Here is an 18,420-nt window from a genome sequence, read left to right on the forward strand (position 1 = left end):
AGCTTGCTATGATAGCCGGTCACTCGTGCCTTTCCAGCCATGACACACGACTTCCGAAGGTCCGGCGCCAATACCTTGCCGATCAACCGCCCGTGGGCGCTTCTCGTCGCCTATCTGGTCGTGACAGGCCTGCTATACGGATTCGTTACGCATTTCCCGTTCGGTCAGATCCAGACGATTGAGCCCGGCTGGGCCGATCGCCGCATCTCTGTGATTCCCGCCACCGTACCGCTCTATCTGAGCTATCTGCTGATCATGCCGGTGCTCGTGGGTCTCGGGCGCACGCAAGACTGGCTACTGCCCGCATTCTTCGCGGGTTCGGTTGCGGCACTCGGCTGCCTGGTCTGCCATCTTTTCCATCCTACGATGATCGCGCGGCCCAACGCGCACGATGCATGGCTTGACTGGCTACAGCGCGCCGATTCACCGCTGGCCGCCTCACCCAGCGGACATATCGCGTTGCCGATGGCGATCGCCGCGACGCTCGCCGGCCTGCGTCGCCGCGTGGCCGGATTGTTCGCGGCGTGGACCGCCTTGCTGGCCGTCACCGTGCTCACCACGGGCCAACACTATCTTGCTGATGTCGCAGCCGGCGCGGTCGTGGGACTCGCCGCTGCGTTCGCCACGCTTGTATGCGTGCGATTCGACGTGAATCTGCGCACGATGGGCGCGTTACTGATCGAATGGGTCTGCCTGCTATTTGCAATACGCATCGCCATCGCCGTCAACGCATGGTACGTCTATATGGCCGCCATGCTCGTTGTCGCGAGCCGCCAGCACGCGCTCTTCATCCTCTACCACGACGCGACGCACTACAACCTCACTCGCCGGCGCGCCGTCAACGATTTTCTGATCAACACGGCGATTGGCGTGCCGGGACTTGTGCCCATTGAATTTTATCGTCCGCTGCATCTCGATCATCATCGCAACGTTGGTACGCCCGACGATCCTGAGCGACGCTTTCTGTATGTCGGCCAACCATGGAAGTTCCGACCGCTGAGGACGTTCGCACTCGCGCGTCAAATACTCGGGGATCTGTTTGTGCTGAACATGGTGCGCAACATGACCGCCTATCGCCGATCCGGCGCAAGGCCGATTCGACTGTCCAGCCCATTTCATGCTGCGGCGTTCGTGTGGTCAGGCATTGTCGCCGTGCTCGTGCTTCTCTGTTCCGCTTCCACGCTCGCGATCATCGCGGCGCTCTGGTTTGGGCCTTTACTGACAATTTCGGCGATGATCCAGAAGATCCGCAGCATGGCCGAGCATAGCGGCGGCCCGCAAGTAACGAAAGGCTGGGATGACTGGACCTATTCGTGGCGTGTGGGCTGGGTCGAGCGCGTAATCCTTTGGCCGTATCACATCAATCTGCATCAGCAACATCATCGCAGCCCTGCTATTCCGTGGCATGCGTTACCGTCGACGCTCCGCGCAGATACAACTCAACTATCGACGCGCGATCTTTTGCGTTTGCTGTGGTCGCGAGGGAATCGCCGAAGCGACGATCACCACGACATCGAACCAGACAGATAACGCCAGCGGAGACACGCCAGCCGGTCCGCGAGTTACGAAGGTCGGCGCGCCTTTCCAGCCATAGTCCTTGTCCACCACCTCCATGCAGCAGCTATTCACCATTCGATATCTTGCTTCCCCGACGCCGTGCTGCGTTCAACCGCGCGTCGTGCCGCCGGGGTATCGTCGAACCGGGTTCGGCCCATTGACGTACCGTCTGGCGCGCTCCAGAACGTACCGGCGCGGAAATCCACGCCGTCCAGATTCGCACCACGGAAGTCGACGCCGCTCAGATCGCAATTGTCGAACGACGCCCCGATGAGGCGCGCCTCGTTGAGCAGCGATTGCGAAAAATTGCAGTCGACGAAACGCGCTGCCGAGAAATCGCCGCGACGCGCATCGTTATTTTCAAACTTCCCGTTCGCGAATTGCATGCCGGAAAAATCGCAGTGCTTTACGTTCGAATTGCTCAGGGTTCCCCCCTGCATCACGACCGTCGAGAAGTTCGATTTTTCAATCTGCGCATGTTCGATATAGGCCCGCTCAAACGTCGCACCATGAAAGTCGATTGCCTCGCCGAAAACGATGATCATCTGCGTCAGGCGCAACGTGCATTCGCGAAACGACGCGCCATTCATGATCGACCACTGGAACTGCGCGCCGTTGAACCTGCTGCGATCGAACACCGCAAGATCGAGCAAACTGTCGCCCAGATCGAGGTTCTTCAAATCCTGCGCAAGCAGTTGCACGCCCCGCAGGTCGTTTGCCAGCCGTTTGCCGACCGGATGATCGATGGCGTCGCATAGATCCATCCAATCGGCCTGCGGCACGGTTCGTTCGAGCGCTTCCTGTACGGCCCTGTACTTGCCTTCGCGCCAGCGCTCCCGCAATGCCTGCAACTCGACATCGTTGATATGCATACCCATCGCCAATCATTTTTTTCCGATTACGTAGCGCGCGCCTCTACTCGGGCGTCATTTTTTAACATAATGATTCTCAACGCAAGACGAGGTAAAAGTGGCGATTTATAGTTCGTTTCATTTAAAAAATCAGGTCATTTATGCCGATTTTTTCGCTTCCGGTATGCGGCCCAACACTACTGGGGCGGTTGAAGAAGACCTGACGTTCGCCGAACCGCTGAAATCCTGTACGACTGCCGATAGAAGCGGCGATGTCTGAATCTTCGAGCCAATTTGCAACAAGATGTTCTTTTTAGCCCTCGCGGTCTGCGCACTGTTTGAGGCGATACAACCCCGTTCTGGCGCATGCCAGGCGCATCCAGGAACAAGATTTCGTAACTTGCTTCGATATGAAGGGTGAGAGGATGAGCGCTCGACATTGACTTATCCAAGGACCGTTTGATGAAGAAGCAGGTATTCGCTCTGATCGCTGCGGCGGGCGTAGGCGTTATCGCGTTGCCGGCAGCCGCTCAGGAAAGGCTCGGCGACCAGCCCGGCGGCCACCAGGCGAAGCGAAACGACCACGCACCCGATCATGCAAAGGCCCACGGCGATGCACCGCACCGTAGCCTTCAATCCGCCCCTGATCAACGACGCTCAGCGCCCGAACACCATCAACGGGCAGCAGTCGACTAATGGAAAGCCGCATTCTCAGCGTCGCAGGCGACTGACGAGTGACCGAGATACCCATTCACTCAAAGGAGAATTCCATGAGAAAGCCCACGATTGCGCTTGCCCTTGCGACAAGCCTGCTCTGCCTTTCCGTGGCTGGATACGCGCAGGAAGGTCCGATGGGACCCGATGACGGCGCCCCTTACGCGCACCGCCCCGACGGTCCGAATGGCCCGAATGGTCCTGCAGGACCGGCTGCGAAATTTCCCGTGCCTCACCATGACTGGCACCGCGGCGCGCCCGTGCCTCCGCAATACCTGGCGCCTCAATACGTAGTGGACGATTGGAGGGCGTACGAATTGCAACCGCCGCCCGTTGGCTACGAATGGCTAAACGTCAATGGTGAATTCGTGCTGGCAGCGGTCACCACGGGTGTCATCGCGAATATCTTGCTGGCGCCTCATCCCTGACTTGCAGGTTCGCCACCTGCTCGTGCTGCCCTTGCATCGCGAGGGCGGCTATCGGCGGCGTGACGCGCATGCCCACAAAGCTCGCGCACGCCGTGAAAGTTACCAAGGCTGCTTGTATTTTCCCAGTGACCGCAGCCACACGGTCTACAGGCACCGTTCTCTCTCGGCCATGCAACGCGCGATAAAACCCGCGCTCACTGACGCCGCCCCATCGCCGAATCCCCGTGGCATGCCACCACCTTTCGCGCGCAGAAGTAAGAATTGGTAGGCGTTGCAAAAATATATCACTTGACACATATATTCCAATTGGAATATTTTCCACCTGGAATAAATATTGTCGACGGTGATGCTTGAGGACCGTATTCAAACGCTTCGAGCACGATCCGCGTTGGAGTGGAATACGGCGCCACTGGTGGTTGTCTATGAAATTCGCCAGTGCGATGAGCCCTCCCGCCCTATTTACCTGCTTCACGCCGCCCCCATGTCTTACCCTGAATTTGTAGCGTGCCGACATTGCGACGCCCTCTATCGCAAGCCGCGCCTCCTGGCGCGGCAGTCGGCGCTTTGTTCGCGCTGTGGCTCGGCGCTCGGTCAAGCCAGTTCAGCGCGCCTCGACCGCATCTGCGCAATCACCGTAGCGGCACTCGTTACGTTCGTCATCTCGCAGGCGTTTCCCATCATGGAACTCGACATCAACGGCATCACGTCGGATTCGAGTCTGTTCGGCGCGCTCGTGGTGTTGTGGAACGAGAACATGCAGCTCGTGGCGGCGATGGTGTTCTGTGCAACCACCCTCTTTCCGCTCATTGAAATTCTGGCGCTGCTTTACGTGCTGTTGCCCCTTCGCAGCGGCTTCGTTCCACCGGGATTCAACCAGGTGTTGCGCATGGTTCAGTTCGTGCGACCGTGGGGCATGCTTGAAGTATTTGTTCTGGGCATCCTCGTCACGGTCGTCAAGATGGTGAGCATCGCGCACGTTACGCCTGAAACGTCCCTGTTCGCCTTCGGCATCCTTGCGCTGATGCTCACCTTCGTCGCCGCGTTCGAACCTCGCGTGCTCTGGGATATCGCTGAATCGCTACGTGCCGGATCACGACGACGTTTGCCGGATGCCGGGCCGAATGTACTCGACCGGGGTGTCGGGGCGCCCAGCACCGCTAGCAACGCTCACCAGCACTGCCTTACCTCGGCTGGAGCCGGGCTGGTCGGATGTCACGTGTGTGGTCAACTCGAAAAGCGGCATCCTCACAAGCACCATCAGTACTGCGGTCGCTGCCACGCGCGAATCAGCGTGCGATTGCCCGATTCCTTCGGGCGCACGTGGGCCCTCCTGATTGCAGCGGGGTTTCTCTACCTTCCCGCGAACCTCCTGCCGATCATGTACACCACCACGCTTGCGCACGAGCGGCACGACACCATCCTGAGCGGCATCGTCCACTTCTGGCTCTCTGGCGAATGGCTGATCGCGAGCGTCATTTTTATCGCCAGCATCATGGTGCCGATGCTGAAGCTCTCTGCGCTCACGCTTCTTGCCTTTACCGCCCAGCGGCGCTCGACCTGGCGAACAGGAGAACGCGCGAAGCTCTATCGGATCGTCGAACTCATCGGCCGATGGTCGATGCTGGATATCTTCGTGATCGCCCTCACGGTCTCCCTGGTGCGCTTTGGATCCTTCGGCGTTGTGACTGCGGGGCCGGGAGCCGTCGCGTTTGGTCTGGTCGTCATCCTGACCATGATGGCCGCGATGAGCTTCGATCCGCGGCTGATCTGGGACCCGGCACACCGCGCCACCAAAGAACGCTCGCAACACACAGGAACAACCGAATGACTGATCCGAAAGGAACGAATACCCCTTCCGGTCATGCCGCCCCATCGGACATGCGCGAGCCCGACATCATCGAAACCAGACGCTGGCTGCCTTCGCTCGTGTGGATCGTTCCGCTCATCGCGGCACTAGTCGGCGTAGCGCTCGTGGTGAAGACGGTTGCAATGCGCGGCCCGACCATCACGATCAGTTTCATGACCGCCGATGGGCTGGAGCCGGGCAAGACCAAGGTCAAATACAAGGACGTCGATATCGGCTCGGTGCGCGCCATCAAGCTCGCGCCGAATCTCTCGCATGTGCTCGTGACCGTCGAACTCACCAAGGACGCCGAAAACTTCGCAAAGAAGGACAGCCGTTTCTGGGTGGTGCGTCCGCGCGTGGGCGCAAGCGGCGTCTCGGGACTGGGCACGCTGCTGTCCGGCGCATACATCGGCGCGGATGCGGGCCGTTCGCAGGACACTGCAAACGACTACACCGGGCTGGAAACGCCGCCTGCCGTCACCATCGACCAGAAGGGTCACCACTACACACTACATAGCGAAACTCTCGGCTCGCTCGATATTGGCACGCCCATTTTCTATCGCCGCATCCAGGTCGGTCAGGTCACGGGCTATTCGCTCGACAAGGACGGCGCCGGCGTGACCGCCCGGGTGTTCATAAGCGCGCCCTACGATCAGTACGTGGGCACCAACACGCGCTGGTGGCACGCAAGCGGTGTGAACGTGCAGCTCGATTCAAGCGGTATCAAGGTCAATACGCAGTCGCTCGCGACCGTCATGACAGGCGGCCTCGCTTTCCAGGCGCCAACTGGTCAGGCCTCGGGCCCGCAAGCGCCCGACAACGCCACCTTCACGCTAGCTACCGACGAAAGCGAAGCGATGCGCGAGCCGGACGGCGCACCGTTGCGCGTGGTGATGTACTTCAACCAGTCGCTTCGAGGTCTATCGGTGGGCGCGCCGGTGGATCTGCGCGGGATCGTGCTTGGTCAGGTGACCAACATCGGCATCGAATACGACCCGAAGCAGCACAATTTCACCATGCCGGTGACAATGAATCTGTATCCGCAGCGCCTGGCCCGACACTCGCGGGGCGGCCCTACGCCGCCACCCGATGCCGCTCAACGCAACGCCTTGATCGAAGGCCTGGTGGAGCATGGTTTGCGCGGGCAGTTGCGCAACGGCAATCTGCTTACCGGTCAGTTGTATATCGCGCTCGATGTGTTCCCGAACGCGGGTCCCGCGAAGGCCGATCTCGACCGCGATCCGATCGAACTTCCGACGCTGCCGAACTCGCTCGAAGAACTCCAGCAGCAGGTCGCAGACATCACGAAGAAACTCAATCAGATTCCGTTCGACAAGATCGGTAACAACCTGAACGCATCGCTCGTCAACGCCAACAAGCTGTTTGCGCAGGTAAACGATCAGGTGTTGCCGAAAATGAGCGGCACGCTCGACGAGGCGCAAAAGACCTTCGCCGCCGCGCAGTCCACATTGCAGCAGGATTCGCCGCTGCAATCGGACGTGCACCAGGCGCTACAGGAACTCATGCGCACGCTGCAATCGCTCAACTCGCTCGCGGATTACCTGGAGCGCCATCCCGAATCGCTGCTGCGCGGCAAACTGCGGAGCAATTGAAGAATCGGACCGCGTGTCAATCGAGTCAACGCGGCTCGTCCCGCCAGGCGAAGCGTTGTTCATCGACTACGCGCGCGAGGTTCCGCCAAAAGGCAGGACCGGGGCGTTTGTGTCAAGAGGGGAACGCTATTTGCGCGCGGATCGGTCTCGCACCACGAAGATCGGTATCCGCGCCCTTATAGCTGCCTGCCCCGATCGCCTAAATAATTTGACGCTCTTCCGTCATGAAGAATACACAGTTGTCCCTTTCAGAGAACCGGGACTCGTCAGGACGCACGTTAGCCAGGTAGTCAGGGTCCGAGAAGAACGCTTTCATGTCAGCTCCCGAATCGAACCACAACTCGGAGACAGCGTCGAACACGCAAGGCGCTTCAGGCTCGCCACCGTTGAGCCCCATCGGCAGCGCGTAGCTTTGTACGTACCGGCGTACGTATTTCTCACTTGCTGGGCACTCTCGCATGAGCTTCGCGTGCTCGACGCTCAAATATCTGCGGAACTCCTCCTGAGTAAAATCCGGGTGCCGCTTGACGGCGATGACCAATTTGAGCATCGAGCTTTTCTCCATTATTTGAAATTAACCGCCAATCGGGAACGTGAACTCGAGCCAGACTCTATCCCCTTGTGGACGGTTCTCTGCCCCGAATTCATGCTGCCACTTGAACACGACACCGGAATACTTCGTGATATCGAACCGAATCTGCGGACCGATTGCATAGACGCGTCCGCGAAAACCACCATCAAAAACCGCACCGTTTAGCGTATCGTCCGTCGTTTGTTTCAGTGCGTATCCTTGCACGCCGAGTTGAAGCCTCGACGTCACGGCGTAGCCGGCAACCCAATCGAGAAACGCCACGTTCCCCGAGTGATACCCTGTCTCGTGGTTCGGCGAATTGATTTCGTACCCCGCCGTAGCCGACACTTCGACCTTTTCGAACGGGAAATACGTAACGCTCAGATTTGGCATGAAGGCATACGAATGCAGGCCAGTGTTCGCCATACGGTCCGCCGAAAAACTGCCAGTTGGCAAGGCAAAGTCGAACGCAAACGCAGAGAAGAGATAATGAGACGGATTTGAGAACCCGATTGTGAGCGCGTGAACGACCATGTCGCCCAGCCCCCAACGGGAGTCACTTGCGCCCGCCGCGCTGATATTCGCGTGGATTACCGGGACAACGAGGCCAGAAGTGAAAGTAAGCGGACCAAGCGTAGGCCCCCAGGTATGCAGGACACGGGGGCTGTCCACGAATACCTGTGTCTTGAATCCGGGAACGACACTGCCGCCTTCCGAACCCGCGAACCGACTCGCGCTATAGAACGTCGTGTAGTTGTACAACTGGGTCGTTCCCGGAGTCGGCAAAATGCCGTCGAGTACCGTATTCACACCGAGCGGGTAACTTTGAAGTCCGTTCTCCGTAGCCATCGCTTTCGTGCAGGCGAGCGCCAGCGTCAGCACAAGTGCTGCTTTCAACTGCTTGCCATTCATTGTCGTCTCCAAACTATTTATATTTAACCGCTCGCGAGACGAGCGGTTTCAAACTACAACAGGTCTAGCTTTCGCCCGTTATTCCAATCGCGTTTCCGCGCATCGACGCGTTTGAATCAGTGATCGAGGATGGCAACCGCTCTCGTCCAACCCGCTGAAGCGCCGCGAATCTTGAACGGGAAACAGGCGACGGTGAATCCCGTGGGAGGCAGCGACTCGAGGTTATGGAGCTTCTCAAGGTGACAGTAGCCCTTGAGTCTGCTCGCCTTGTGTCCTTCCCAAATGAGCGATGCGTCACCGGTTTCGGCGTACTTTTCCTTCGTGTGAACGAATGGCGCGTCCCAGCTCCAGCCATCCGTACCGGTCACCTTGACGCCGTGATCCAGGAGATACAACGTGGCGTCAGCGCCCATTCCACATCCCGCGCTGACGTAGTCGTCGTTCCCGTAGCGAGACCCCGCTGACGTATTCACAAGCACAATCTCGAAGGGCTTCAGCGTATGGCCGATACGCGCGAGTTCCGACTCGACGTCTTCGACCTGTACAACATAGCCGTCCTCGAAGTGTCGGAAGTCGAGCTTGACGCCCGGCTGGAAACACCATTCGAGGGGCACTTCGTCAATCGTCAAAGCCCGCTCGCCGCCATCCATCGTCGAGGCGAAATGGTATGGGGCATCAAGGTGCGTGCCATTGTGGGTAATCAGCTCGATACGCTCGATTGCCCACGCCTCCTCGTCGGGAAGGTCCTCCTGTTTGAGGCCCGGGAAAAAGCTGGTCAGGTCCGGCACGGACATCTTGTGGTCGATGTACTGAATCTTCGGCCTGTAAATCGGCGGGTCGGACACCACATCGTTCTCGAGGTAGATCGAGAGGTCGACAATGCGCTGGCTCATTTGCGCACTCCTTTCGCGCCCAGTTCCGCGAACGTCTCACTTATCCAGTCGGCGATATAGTCCCGGGCGTTCTCGACGTTATCCGCGCTCACGTGCTCAACGCCGCCTTCCCGTTGCGTGAAGAATTTCAGTTCGCGCTTCGGGCTGTTCACCGCGCCTTCGTATTGCGCGTGAGCGTATTCGAGCGGAATCTGGCGGTCGTTCGCCCCATGTGTCACCAGGAACGGCACCGTGATTTTGTCGACCACATGTTCAAGCGTAACTTGCGGCGCGAACTCCATGAACTCCTCGAGCGAGCCCTTGCCCCACACCCATTGAACGTGCTCCCAGTAGTGGGGCACCGGCTTATCGCCTTCACGCGCGAGTCGACGACGCTGGAGTTCGCCCCAGTTGAAATTCGCTCCCCAGGCGACGCAAAGCTTGAAACGCTTTTCGAATGCCGCGGCACGGGGAGCGTAATAGCCACCAAGCGACCAGGCGCACACGCCAATCATGTCGCGGTCGATTTCCTTGCGACCTTCGAGATAGTCGACGACGGCGCCGGCCCACTTCTCGCTTTCAACGATGGCCGTCATGTCATGGAGCCGAAGTGCTTCACCGACGCCGGGCTGGTCGACCATGAGCGTGGAAATGCCGCGGCGCGCCAGAGCCTGTGCGATGCCAGCGCCGTAAATCATCTCCTTGGTGCTGTCCAGACCATTGAAGTGCGCGATACACGGCGCCGACGAACCGTCGGCGCGCTCGGCCTTGACCAGGAGACCCGCGAGCGTCTTCCCTTCGTAGGGAATCTCGACGCGCTCGCAATTCTCCTGGTTGTATTGAGTGAACTTCGAGAACGAATCGAGCATCTTCGAATAGGCCCGGCGACGCGGCTCATATTCACGGTTCTGGGCCCGCTCGGCCGTGAGATAGTAGGTCGCGGCGCGGCCGAGCTTCTTGCCAGCGCTCAGCTTTCGGCCCTGTTCGATGTCTTCATTGGCAAGTTCAACCAGCGTATCTGCCTGGTGGCACCACGCCTCGAAGAACGCCTCCGTTCCTTCGTCGTCGCCGCGCGTGGATGCATCCACCAGCCCACGACAAATTACGTCGATTTCACCGACGTTTCCGCCCATCATCAGCGCGAGGTTTGTTGCGAGGTTCCACACGTAATTAGTCGGGAAATATTCAAGCATTTTGTATCTCTGTATAAATGGGCTGTGGCACACGCCAACGCGTGAGACGTTGGCAATGACCGAGTAATTAGATTGACGTGCTCGCGGCACCCTTGAGCTGGAGCATCTCGCGCGCTTCATCGGGCGTGGCAACCTCCAGCGACAACTCCCGCAGGATTCGCTTAATCTTCCGAACCTGGTCTGCATTGGACGTGGCGAGCTTTCCGCGTTCCAGGAACAGGCTATCCTCCAGGCCGACGCGAACATTCCCGCCAAACACCGCGCCAGCGGTCAGCAGCGACATCTGATGACGCCCGGCGCCGAGTACAGAAAAGCGATAGTTTTCGCGTCCGAAGAGACGGTCAGCCGTTGTCCGCATGAGCGCAAGGTTCTCGGGGTCCGGGCCGATGCCACCGAGAATGCCGAAAATCGACTGGATGAAGAACGGAGGTTTAATCAAACCTTCGTTGACGAAGTGCGCCAGGTTGTACAGATGGCCGATGTCGTAGCATTCGAACTCGAAGCGAGTCCCGGATTCGCCGAGTTGCTCGACGATTCGTCGAATGTCGCGGAACGTGTTACGGAAGATGATGTCCTCGGTCCCTTCGACATAAGGCTTTTCCCAGTCGAATTGCCACTCCGTTATCTTGCGTGCGGCCGGATGAATCGAGAAATTCATCGACCCCATGTTCAACGAACACATTTCCGGCTTCGCGATGAGCGGATACGCCAGCCGCTCTGCTAGCGTCATACTCGTGCTACCGCCCGTTGTGATGTTCACTACGGCATTCGTTGAACGTGCAATCTGCGGTACGAACTGCTGGAATACGGCCGGGTCGGCCGTGGGCCGGCCATCCTTGGGGTCGCGCGCGTGCAAATGCAGGATTGCCGCACCAGCCTCTGCCGCTTCAATAGCTTGCTGCGCGATAGCGTGCGGGGTCAAAGGAAGATACCGGGACATGGAGGGCGTATGGATGGCCCCCGTTACTGCGCAGCTGATAATTACCTTGTTCATGATTTCTCCTGCAATCAGATGGGTTCGCTGAGCACCGCATAGGCGTTAGCGAACGCTTCGTTGTACGCAGCACCGGCCGCGGGCTCCCCTCGCCACTCGGCTTGCTCCCACTCACCGAGTTGAATGCCCGTCTCGTACACGAGCTGCGCACGAGGCGAGCGTCTCGCCCAGAATGCGTTGAGGGTCGACTCGATGCTCGTCGCACCGTCCAACATTTCGGCGAGGACGATGGAATCTTCGATTGCCATTGCCGCGCCTTCGGCAAGGTGCGGCGTCCCGGAATGGGCCGCATCACCAATGAGCAGCACCCGGCCCCGATGCCACGGCTGCGGCAGCATCACCACTTCCATTGGGCGATAGACAACGGCAGTCGGGTCCGTGACCAGCTCGCGCAACTCTCCGAGCAGACCGCCGTACTCCTGCATACGCTCACGTAGAAGAACGGCGAGCTGGTCTGTAACCATGCGCGGATTCCCCTGCTCCGCGGTTACAAGGAAGAGATACATTGCCTGCTCGGTCAGCGGCACGAGACCGGCCTTGCTCTGCTTGCCGAAGTACATGCATCCCCAATCGAAGTCTTTCGGGCGCGGGAAGTTGTAGCGCCACACGCCTTGCCCCGTATATCGCGGACGCACGGCATCGCCAAACAGCATCCCGCGGATTTTCGAGTAAGCACCGTCTGCGCCAATGACGAGGTCGTATCGCCCTGACTCGCCATTTGTGAAGCTGACGTTCACTCTGTCGCCCGTGTCCTCAAGTGACTCGACCGTCACGCCGAGGCTGACCGGCGTCTCTTGCCGTAGCACTGCTTCAGTGAGAATCTTGTGCAGCGCAGGTCGTGTAATGCCATTTGCCGCTGGGTAGCCCGGCCCAGCGACGCTAAACGCCGCCGCCTCTGCCAGCACCGCTCCGTTGGCATCACAGAACCTCCAGCCATTGAAACCTCGACCATCCGCGAGACACAGATCGCCGAGACCAATGCTGCGGAGCGCCCGAAGCGCGTTCGATGGCTGGATAATGCCCACGCCATATACGGACCAGTCGGCACTTTTCTCCACGACATGCGATTCAATTCCGCTGCGCTTGAGCGCAATCGCAGCCGTCAGACCGGCGATGCCACCGCCTACAATCAGGACTTTCTTGACCTTTTCCACAACGTATCTCCTCATTCGGGTGGACTGCTGCCGCCCTCTAATTTTTAAGAACCGGTCATTCCGGCAGCGCGACGCCTTCTTTCAGGAACTTGAATTCCCACTCCGGGACTTCACGTAGCCACTCCGGGAGGTTGTGTACGAAGTGGGCGTAACCGAAAAGCGGAACGCTCCATTCACGGGGCACCCAGGCGTCGTCGATGAAGTCGCCATCGGCGCCGTATTCCGCTTCGCCGCCCGTCGGGCACGGCAGATAGAAAAAGAGCGCGGAGTCGATACGGTGCCGCCCGAGACCCAGATGCGACTTTGGCCACCCTTTTCGCTCCATGTAGTTCGCGCCGGTCATGATTTCATCGATGTCTTCGACACCGAAATTCGCGTGGTGGAAACGCGGCTGGCCATCAAGACCGGGAAACGGCAGCGACGCGTCGAGCAGGAAAAGGTTGTGATGGCTATTGCTTCCGGCCGCACGGCTATAGATGCCGAAACCGCGCTGATAATCGGTGAGCCTGAAGTCCAGCCGGTCACGGAAGAATGCGAAGGATTGTTTGAAGTCCTTCACCGCGAACACGACATGCTGGATGGTCTTGGGGTGTGCTCTGCGGCGCCATTTGCGATGCGTGTTCAATCGGTTCACAACGCCCGGTGCATTCAAACCGTCGGGTGCGTTCACAACCGGACGCTTGCTGAAGATAGACAGCGCCATAGGAAGTCCGCAGTCCGAAAGAAAGTGTGCGTCCCCAGCGTCATCAATCTCGACACGTCGGTCGATGGACAGATTCGCGACCAGCGCCCTAAGACTATCTTCCGTGTCGACGCCCCACACGACTTCCCGCACGCCAGGGCCCACGAGGGCACACGTCGGAAGGCGCTTGTCGTCAAGCGAGCGCACGACGACGCTCGAACCTTCTGCGAGCACGAATACGGATTGCTCAGCGTCGCTTTCGACCAGGGGAAGCCCGAAGTCGTCGAAGAAACGCGTGCAACGCTCGACGTCTTCGACGCCATACACGAGCGATTTGATACCGAGGATAGTCATGATGTGACCTTGGCGATTGATAAGGACGAACGCGCCCCCGCGAGGCATTCGAGTGCTCGCAACAATGGGGCAATGTCGGATTGGCGTGACTACGCCGGAATCAAGGAGGGGACTGGGTGACCATGATTGATGTCTCCGCTGGCTGGCTCAGGCCATACCTATGTTCTGTTGAACGGATAATGGCTTGCGCCATGGACTAACTCAACTTGATTCGTTCAATGTGATACATTCAGCGCGTGAATGTCAGCGGAGGAGACACCCTTGCGATTCAATAAACTCGACCTGAATCAGCTCGTTCTACTGGATGCCTTACTATCGGAGCGAAGCGTCGCTAGAGCCGCTGAGCGAGTATTCCTCAGTCAGCCGGCTGCCAGTAACGGCCTGGCGCGCTTGCGGGACTTCTTTTCGGACGAAATCCTTGTCCACGTTGGCAGGGCTATGGTGCTGACGCCTCTCGCAGAGAGTCTTGTCGAGCCGGTGAAGGATGTACTGCTGCGCATACAAGCGATTACTACCGCTCGGCCAGCGTTTGACCCGGCAACGTCGAACCGGAAAATCAGAATTGAAGCATCCGACTACGTTATCGAAATGCTTCTTGCAGACGCGCTCAGGACCTTCTGGGAAGCGGCCCCGCATATGACGTTCGAAATCTCAACCCTCACTGAAAAGTCGCGTGAGAATCTGGACGGCGGAGACGTGGATCTGCTGATTGTTCCCGACTTCTTTAACGCACCTGGGCACCCGTCGGAAGAACTCTTTGGAGATACCTTCTGCTGTCTCGTATGGGAAGGAAACACGGCTATCAAGAAGCGTATTTCGGAGTCTCAATATCTTGAGATGGGGCACGTCGCAGTCCAATGGGGTCTCAATAAGGTTCACACCATGGATGAAACTGTGTTGTTGGAGCGTGGACAGCAGCGCAGACGCGAAATCGTTGCACCAAGCTTCACGCTTTTGCCGCGCATGCTTGTTGGTACAAATCGCATCGCGACATTGCATACGCGCCTTGCCCGCTTCATCAGCCCGTTCTATGGATTACGTGTCATACCCTGTCCGATAGACCTTCCGCCGTTGAATGAAACAATACAATGGCACAAATACAAGCAGCACGACCTGGCTGTTGTATGGGTAAAGAATCAAATCCGGGCCGCGGCACAAGCACTGACCTAGCATCCGGCGCTGGAAAGAAAATGGCAATGCCTGAGCGGGGAGCAGGAGACGGGTTGCCCCGTCCCCCGCTGCTCTCGTTTGTCTGGTCTCCTCCGCGCTCTAACTGACTTGTGATTCAACGCTTGCAGAGCGTGACCCCGTCACGCATTGCCCCAGCGGTGGTCACTGCGGTTTTGAACACCTCACATTGCGCCAGGATTTTCGTGTTGAAAAAGCGGCTCGTCTGCCTCCCCGTTGGACGTGAACCAATCCAGCAAACACTGAAGCCGACGCTCCTGGCTGTGCAAGATGCCTGGCGTAGAGCGAATTTCGTGCACGCGTCCGTGCCAATAACTCAGTTCGAAAATCGCCATCGCTTTGTCCGCGCTCATCGCGATCTCCAGGTGCGCAATGGCGGTATCGAGGTTGTGGACGGTATAGGGACTGATCGGCCGCCGCCCCACCTCCGTCTCTGCTCCCGTCCGCGCCCGAATTATTTTGTCGCTGCCCGCCGCGCTCCCCCGCAAGGGCCCGCTGCGCCCCTGTGCAAACAGATTCTCCAGGCGCTGTTCATCCAGCGCATAGGGCACGGACTTATCTTTCATCGCAAGATCTCCTCGTCTGCCAGGCTCGGATCTACAGTGAATCTGCGGTGAAGTCATCCTGCGCGTTCCCGTGCTCCGGCAAAACCCGCCGTGTCGGGGAAACATTGCCTCCAGAAGGCGGCACCATAAGCGTCCCCCGCTTTGGGGGGATAGCGCCCGGAGAAAATGCGGGTACGATAGTCCGCAATGGAGAACGCCCGATGGACAACCTGTATTTCCGCCACGTACTGCTCGTGGAAGACGAAGGCTTGACCCGTATCGCGATGAAAAGCCTGATCCTGACGTCAGAGCCGACGCTGGATATCGACGAAGCCGGCTCGTACGACGCGGCCGTCGAACAGCTGCAAAACAAGGCTTACGACCTTGTTTTCCTCGACTATCACATCGGGGGCAATCACACCGGGCTTGACTTGTTACGCTGGCTACAACAATCCGAATGTGCCGCGCATGTCGTGATGCTGTCCGCGCAGGACGATCGCGAAACGGTGCTGGACTGCATCAAGCATGGCGCCGGCGGCTTCATCTCGAAGGCCAGCGAGGAAGGTGGAGCGGTCTTTCGCGAAGCGCTGCAAACGATCCTTAATGGACGCGTCTACCTGCCCAACAGCGTGCTTGGCAAAGGCGGCCATACGCCACAGTCTCCGGGTCCGCAGAAAGGCATTCCCATCGAATCGTTGAATCTGCCGCCGCGCCTCGCGCAAACCTTGGGCTTTCTTTTGCAGGGCATGTCGAACAAGGCCATCGCGCGAAAGATGAATATCGCGGAGAACACCGCGAAGGAGTACATCAGCGATCTGCTGAGTCGCTTCAACGTGTCGCGCCGCACTTTCCTGATCGTTGAAATGGCGCGCCGCGGCATTGCTATCCCCACCGTTGCGCAGACCACAGCGGATTAACACGCACGAATGGGCACTTCGATCAGTTCGAGCATGCGTGCAATCAGCGTGTCAGCGGCGAGCGGCTTGCTGAGCACGCTGCGCTCGGGCAACGTCCCCTGCATGCTTATCCCTGCTTCGCCTGTGACCACGAGGCACGGCACCGGCCGCGAAAAGTGCTCGCCCTGCAGTTTGACGACGTCGTGTGCGGTTGCGCCCTCCGGCAACCGGTAGTCGCTGATGATCAGGTCAGGCACGCGCTCGATCGTTTGCAACAACTCGTCAAATGCGGCCACGGTGCGAACCGAATCGAACAGCACCCCCCATCGCGCAAACAACGCCTCCATCGAAGCGCGTACCAGGCTGTCGTCCTCGATCAGCAACACATAGAGACCACGCAACGACGACGCTGACGGCAACGATGTCGATTCGACAGGCGATATCGCCAGGTCCGGAAATGTAAGTTGGTCGGCCACCGGCATGCGAACCGAGAAGCGCGACCCTCGCCCCTCGACCGACTTCAGTTCGAGACGGTGCCCCTCCAGCAACGCCACGACCGCATTCACAATCGACAGACCCAGTCCGAGCCCTTTTTCGCGATCCCGCTCCGGGTTGCCAATCTGCACGAACGGCTGAAAGATCGCATCCCAATGCTCAGACGCAATGCCAATACCGTTGTCGAGAACATCGATCCTCACATAGTTCGGCATACGTACTAATCCGATGATGACCGCGGATCGCCCTGCTTTCGATGGATCCGCGTATTTGATCCCGTTCGCGATGAGGTTGCTTAGCACGCGGGGAATCCAGTCGGCATCGGTGCGTACCCAGGCGGGTCGTTGCAGCGCCCTTCCATATCGCAGCGCAACGCCGCGACTCGCGGCAAACGAGGCAAATTGCTCGACTGTCTCGTCGATCACGCGGCTCAGGTCGACGCTCGTGTAGACCGGATTGACGTGCCCCGATTCCAGCTTCGACAGATCGAGTACCCCGTTGAACAGACGCGCGGTCAGTACCGACGCCTTGCGCGCATCGCCGATCAACCGGCTCGATGCGTCGATGTCGCGCGCCTTCAGCGCTTCGTCGGCTGCGGCAAGAAAGAGGTTCAAAGCGTGCATGGGCTGCCGCAGATCATGCGCTGCGGCAGCCATAAAGCGCGATTTCGCCCGGCTTGCCCGCTCGGCGGCTTCGCGCTGCTGCTCGCGCAACGCGATCAGTGCGTCCGACCGGATCTGCTGGTCGCGCCGGGCGAGTTCGAGGTCATCGTGTTTTTGCGCGAGCGCCTGAACAGCGACATAGCGCTCGCGCACATGCCGCTCGGCATTCACATTGACGCTATGGCCCAGCACAGCGACGTTCAGAAGGTAGAACATGCCCGCCGCAAAGTTCTCTGGCTCGATCGCCCGAGTCAGCAGTTGCGCCATCACGATCGCAGCGATCACGCACAGCGTCAGTATCAGCGTCGCCTTGGCTCGCAAACGAAGAAAGCCGAATTGATAGAAAAGAATCAAATAAAAGCCGACAAAAAAATGCGTGAAATTGAATGGGCGGGGTGCCAGGACCGTTTGCATCAGCAGGCACAGACACATGAACGCGAGGCCAGACAGCAAGATCCAGTGCGCCACCCTGTCCCGATGAAACGCGAGTCTGAAGGCCAGCACGATGCCGAGGGTCGCGCCGAGCGCGCCGGCCCAACGGAACGCGAAAACCTCCGGGAAATAAGGCCTGAAGACGGGGCTGCTTTGCGCAAGCCTGATTTCCCAGAACCCAAAACACACCCAGATCAGCGTGCCGAGTACCAGGGCGGCACGACGAAAGTCGGCAAACCGTCGGCCATAGTCCTCGGTAAATTCCACTTCGACCTTCGGGTCGTCGAAACGCGCCGGCCAGCAGAGAATGTCAACCAGCCATGCGCGCACCGCGCCGGGCGCCGACGAGCGTTTAAGGAATCTTGATTCAGTGGCCGATTGAAAGATCAGTCCCGACATTCGCGCGCGCAACCTGACGCAGCCACTGCGCAACGTCTTTCCGATCGTCTTCATGATTGGCC

17 protein-coding genes are annotated in these 18,420 nt (G+C 58.9%); 7 read left to right on the plus strand and 10 right to left on the minus strand.

Translation table 11 applies throughout. The features are described 5' to 3' along the window. The first annotated feature begins 75 nt into the window (after nucleotides 1-75). Nucleotides 76-1,530: a fatty acid desaturase gene (locus U5782_RS12690; protein ID WP_322044165.1), complete on the plus strand. Its 1,455-nt coding sequence runs from the start codon at nucleotides 76-78 to the stop codon at nucleotides 1,528-1,530. 95 nt (nucleotides 1,531-1,625) lie between these two features. On the opposite strand, the gene U5782_RS12695 is transcribed toward U5782_RS12690, so the two are convergent. Continuing rightward, the gene (locus U5782_RS12695; RefSeq protein WP_322044166.1) at nucleotides 1,626-2,429 is read right to left on the minus strand and encodes a pentapeptide repeat-containing protein; all 804 of its coding nucleotides are present in this window, start codon (nucleotides 2,427-2,429) and stop codon (nucleotides 1,626-1,628) included. A gap of 441 nt (nucleotides 2,430-2,870) precedes the next feature. Here U5782_RS12695 and U5782_RS12700 point away from each other — a divergent pair, with 441 nt between their 5' ends. The 4 genes from U5782_RS12700 to U5782_RS12715 all read left to right on the plus strand — a co-directional run bounded on the left by U5782_RS12700 (nucleotide 2,871) and on the right by U5782_RS12715 (nucleotide 7,009). After that, nucleotides 2,871-3,104: a hypothetical protein gene (locus U5782_RS12700; protein ID WP_322044167.1), complete on the plus strand. Its 234-nt coding sequence runs from the start codon at nucleotides 2,871-2,873 to the stop codon at nucleotides 3,102-3,104. Nucleotides 3,105-3,178: 74 nt separating this feature from the next. After that, a complete protein-coding gene (locus tag U5782_RS12705) occupies nucleotides 3,179-3,550 on the plus strand; it encodes an RcnB family protein (protein WP_322044168.1) in 372 nt (123 codons plus the stop codon). Nucleotides 3,551-3,893: 343 nt separating this feature from the next. Continuing rightward, a complete protein-coding gene (locus tag U5782_RS12710) occupies nucleotides 3,894-5,378 on the plus strand; it encodes a paraquat-inducible protein A (RefSeq protein ID WP_322044322.1) in 1,485 nt (494 codons plus the stop codon). After that, on the plus strand, nucleotides 5,375-7,009 hold the full coding sequence (locus tag U5782_RS12715; protein WP_415914311.1) for an intermembrane transport protein PqiB: 1,635 nt from the start codon (nucleotides 5,375-5,377) through the stop codon (nucleotides 7,007-7,009). Before U5782_RS12710 ends, U5782_RS12715 begins: the two co-directional genes overlap by 4 nt. A 199-nt stretch (nucleotides 7,010-7,208) precedes the next feature. Here the strand turns inward: U5782_RS12715 and U5782_RS12720 are convergent, their stop codons facing one another. From U5782_RS12720 to U5782_RS12750, 7 genes are all read right to left on the minus strand, one after another. Beyond that, nucleotides 7,209-7,559 carry an EthD domain-containing protein gene (locus U5782_RS12720; protein ID WP_322044169.1) on the minus strand — a complete coding sequence of 117 codons (351 nt, stop codon included), beginning with the start codon at nucleotides 7,557-7,559 and terminating at the stop codon, nucleotides 7,209-7,211. A gap of 24 nt (nucleotides 7,560-7,583) precedes the next feature. After that, the gene (locus U5782_RS12725; protein ID WP_322044170.1) at nucleotides 7,584-8,492 is read right to left on the minus strand and encodes a transporter; all 909 of its coding nucleotides are present in this window, start codon (nucleotides 8,490-8,492) and stop codon (nucleotides 7,584-7,586) included. 116 nt (nucleotides 8,493-8,608) lie between these two features. Beyond that, the gene (locus U5782_RS12730; protein WP_322044171.1) at nucleotides 8,609-9,385 is read right to left on the minus strand and encodes a cyclase family protein; all 777 of its coding nucleotides are present in this window, start codon (nucleotides 9,383-9,385) and stop codon (nucleotides 8,609-8,611) included. Next, nucleotides 9,382-10,557 (minus strand): alpha/beta hydrolase family protein, encoded by a 1,176-nt coding sequence (locus U5782_RS12735; protein WP_322044172.1) that lies wholly within the window; start codon nucleotides 10,555-10,557, stop codon nucleotides 9,382-9,384. Before U5782_RS12735 ends, U5782_RS12730 begins: the two co-directional genes overlap by 4 nt. 67 nt (nucleotides 10,558-10,624) lie before the next feature. Continuing rightward, nucleotides 10,625-11,551: a 3-keto-5-aminohexanoate cleavage protein gene (locus U5782_RS12740; RefSeq protein ID WP_322044173.1), complete on the minus strand. Its 927-nt coding sequence runs from the start codon at nucleotides 11,549-11,551 to the stop codon at nucleotides 10,625-10,627. Nucleotides 11,552-11,565: 14 nt separating this feature from the next. Next, on the minus strand, nucleotides 11,566-12,705 hold the full coding sequence (locus tag U5782_RS12745; RefSeq protein WP_322044174.1) for an FAD-dependent oxidoreductase: 1,140 nt from the start codon (nucleotides 12,703-12,705) through the stop codon (nucleotides 11,566-11,568). 55 nt (nucleotides 12,706-12,760) lie between these two features. Next, the gene (locus U5782_RS12750) at nucleotides 12,761-13,741 is read right to left on the minus strand and encodes a VOC family protein (RefSeq protein ID WP_322044175.1); all 981 of its coding nucleotides are present in this window, start codon (nucleotides 13,739-13,741) and stop codon (nucleotides 12,761-12,763) included. 261 nt (nucleotides 13,742-14,002) lie between these two features. On the opposite strand from U5782_RS12750, the gene U5782_RS12755 reads away from it, so the two are divergent. Beyond that, nucleotides 14,003-14,911, plus strand: coding sequence for a LysR family transcriptional regulator (locus U5782_RS12755; RefSeq protein WP_322044176.1), 909 nt, complete (start codon nucleotides 14,003-14,005; stop codon nucleotides 14,909-14,911). A 182-nt stretch (nucleotides 14,912-15,093) separates the two neighbouring features. Here the strand turns inward: U5782_RS12755 and U5782_RS12760 are convergent, their stop codons facing one another. Beyond that, entirely contained in the window at nucleotides 15,094-15,495 is a 402-nt protein-coding gene (locus U5782_RS12760; protein WP_322044177.1) for a hypothetical protein, read from the minus strand. A gap of 233 nt (nucleotides 15,496-15,728) precedes the next feature. Here U5782_RS12760 and U5782_RS12765 point away from each other — a divergent pair, with 233 nt between their 5' ends. Then, nucleotides 15,729-16,391 (plus strand): response regulator transcription factor, encoded by a 663-nt coding sequence (locus U5782_RS12765; RefSeq protein WP_322044178.1) that lies wholly within the window; start codon nucleotides 15,729-15,731, stop codon nucleotides 16,389-16,391. On the opposite strand, the gene U5782_RS12770 is transcribed toward U5782_RS12765, so the two are convergent. Further along, entirely contained in the window at nucleotides 16,388-18,412 is a 2,025-nt protein-coding gene (locus tag U5782_RS12770; protein ID WP_322044179.1) for a hybrid sensor histidine kinase/response regulator, read from the minus strand. The genes U5782_RS12765 and U5782_RS12770 overlap by 4 nt on opposite strands. Between the last annotated feature and the right edge of the window lie 8 nt (nucleotides 18,413-18,420).

The sequence above is a fragment of the Paraburkholderia sp. J67 genome, assembly GCF_905220265.1.
Classification (GTDB): domain Bacteria; phylum Pseudomonadota; class Gammaproteobacteria; order Burkholderiales; family Burkholderiaceae; genus Paraburkholderia.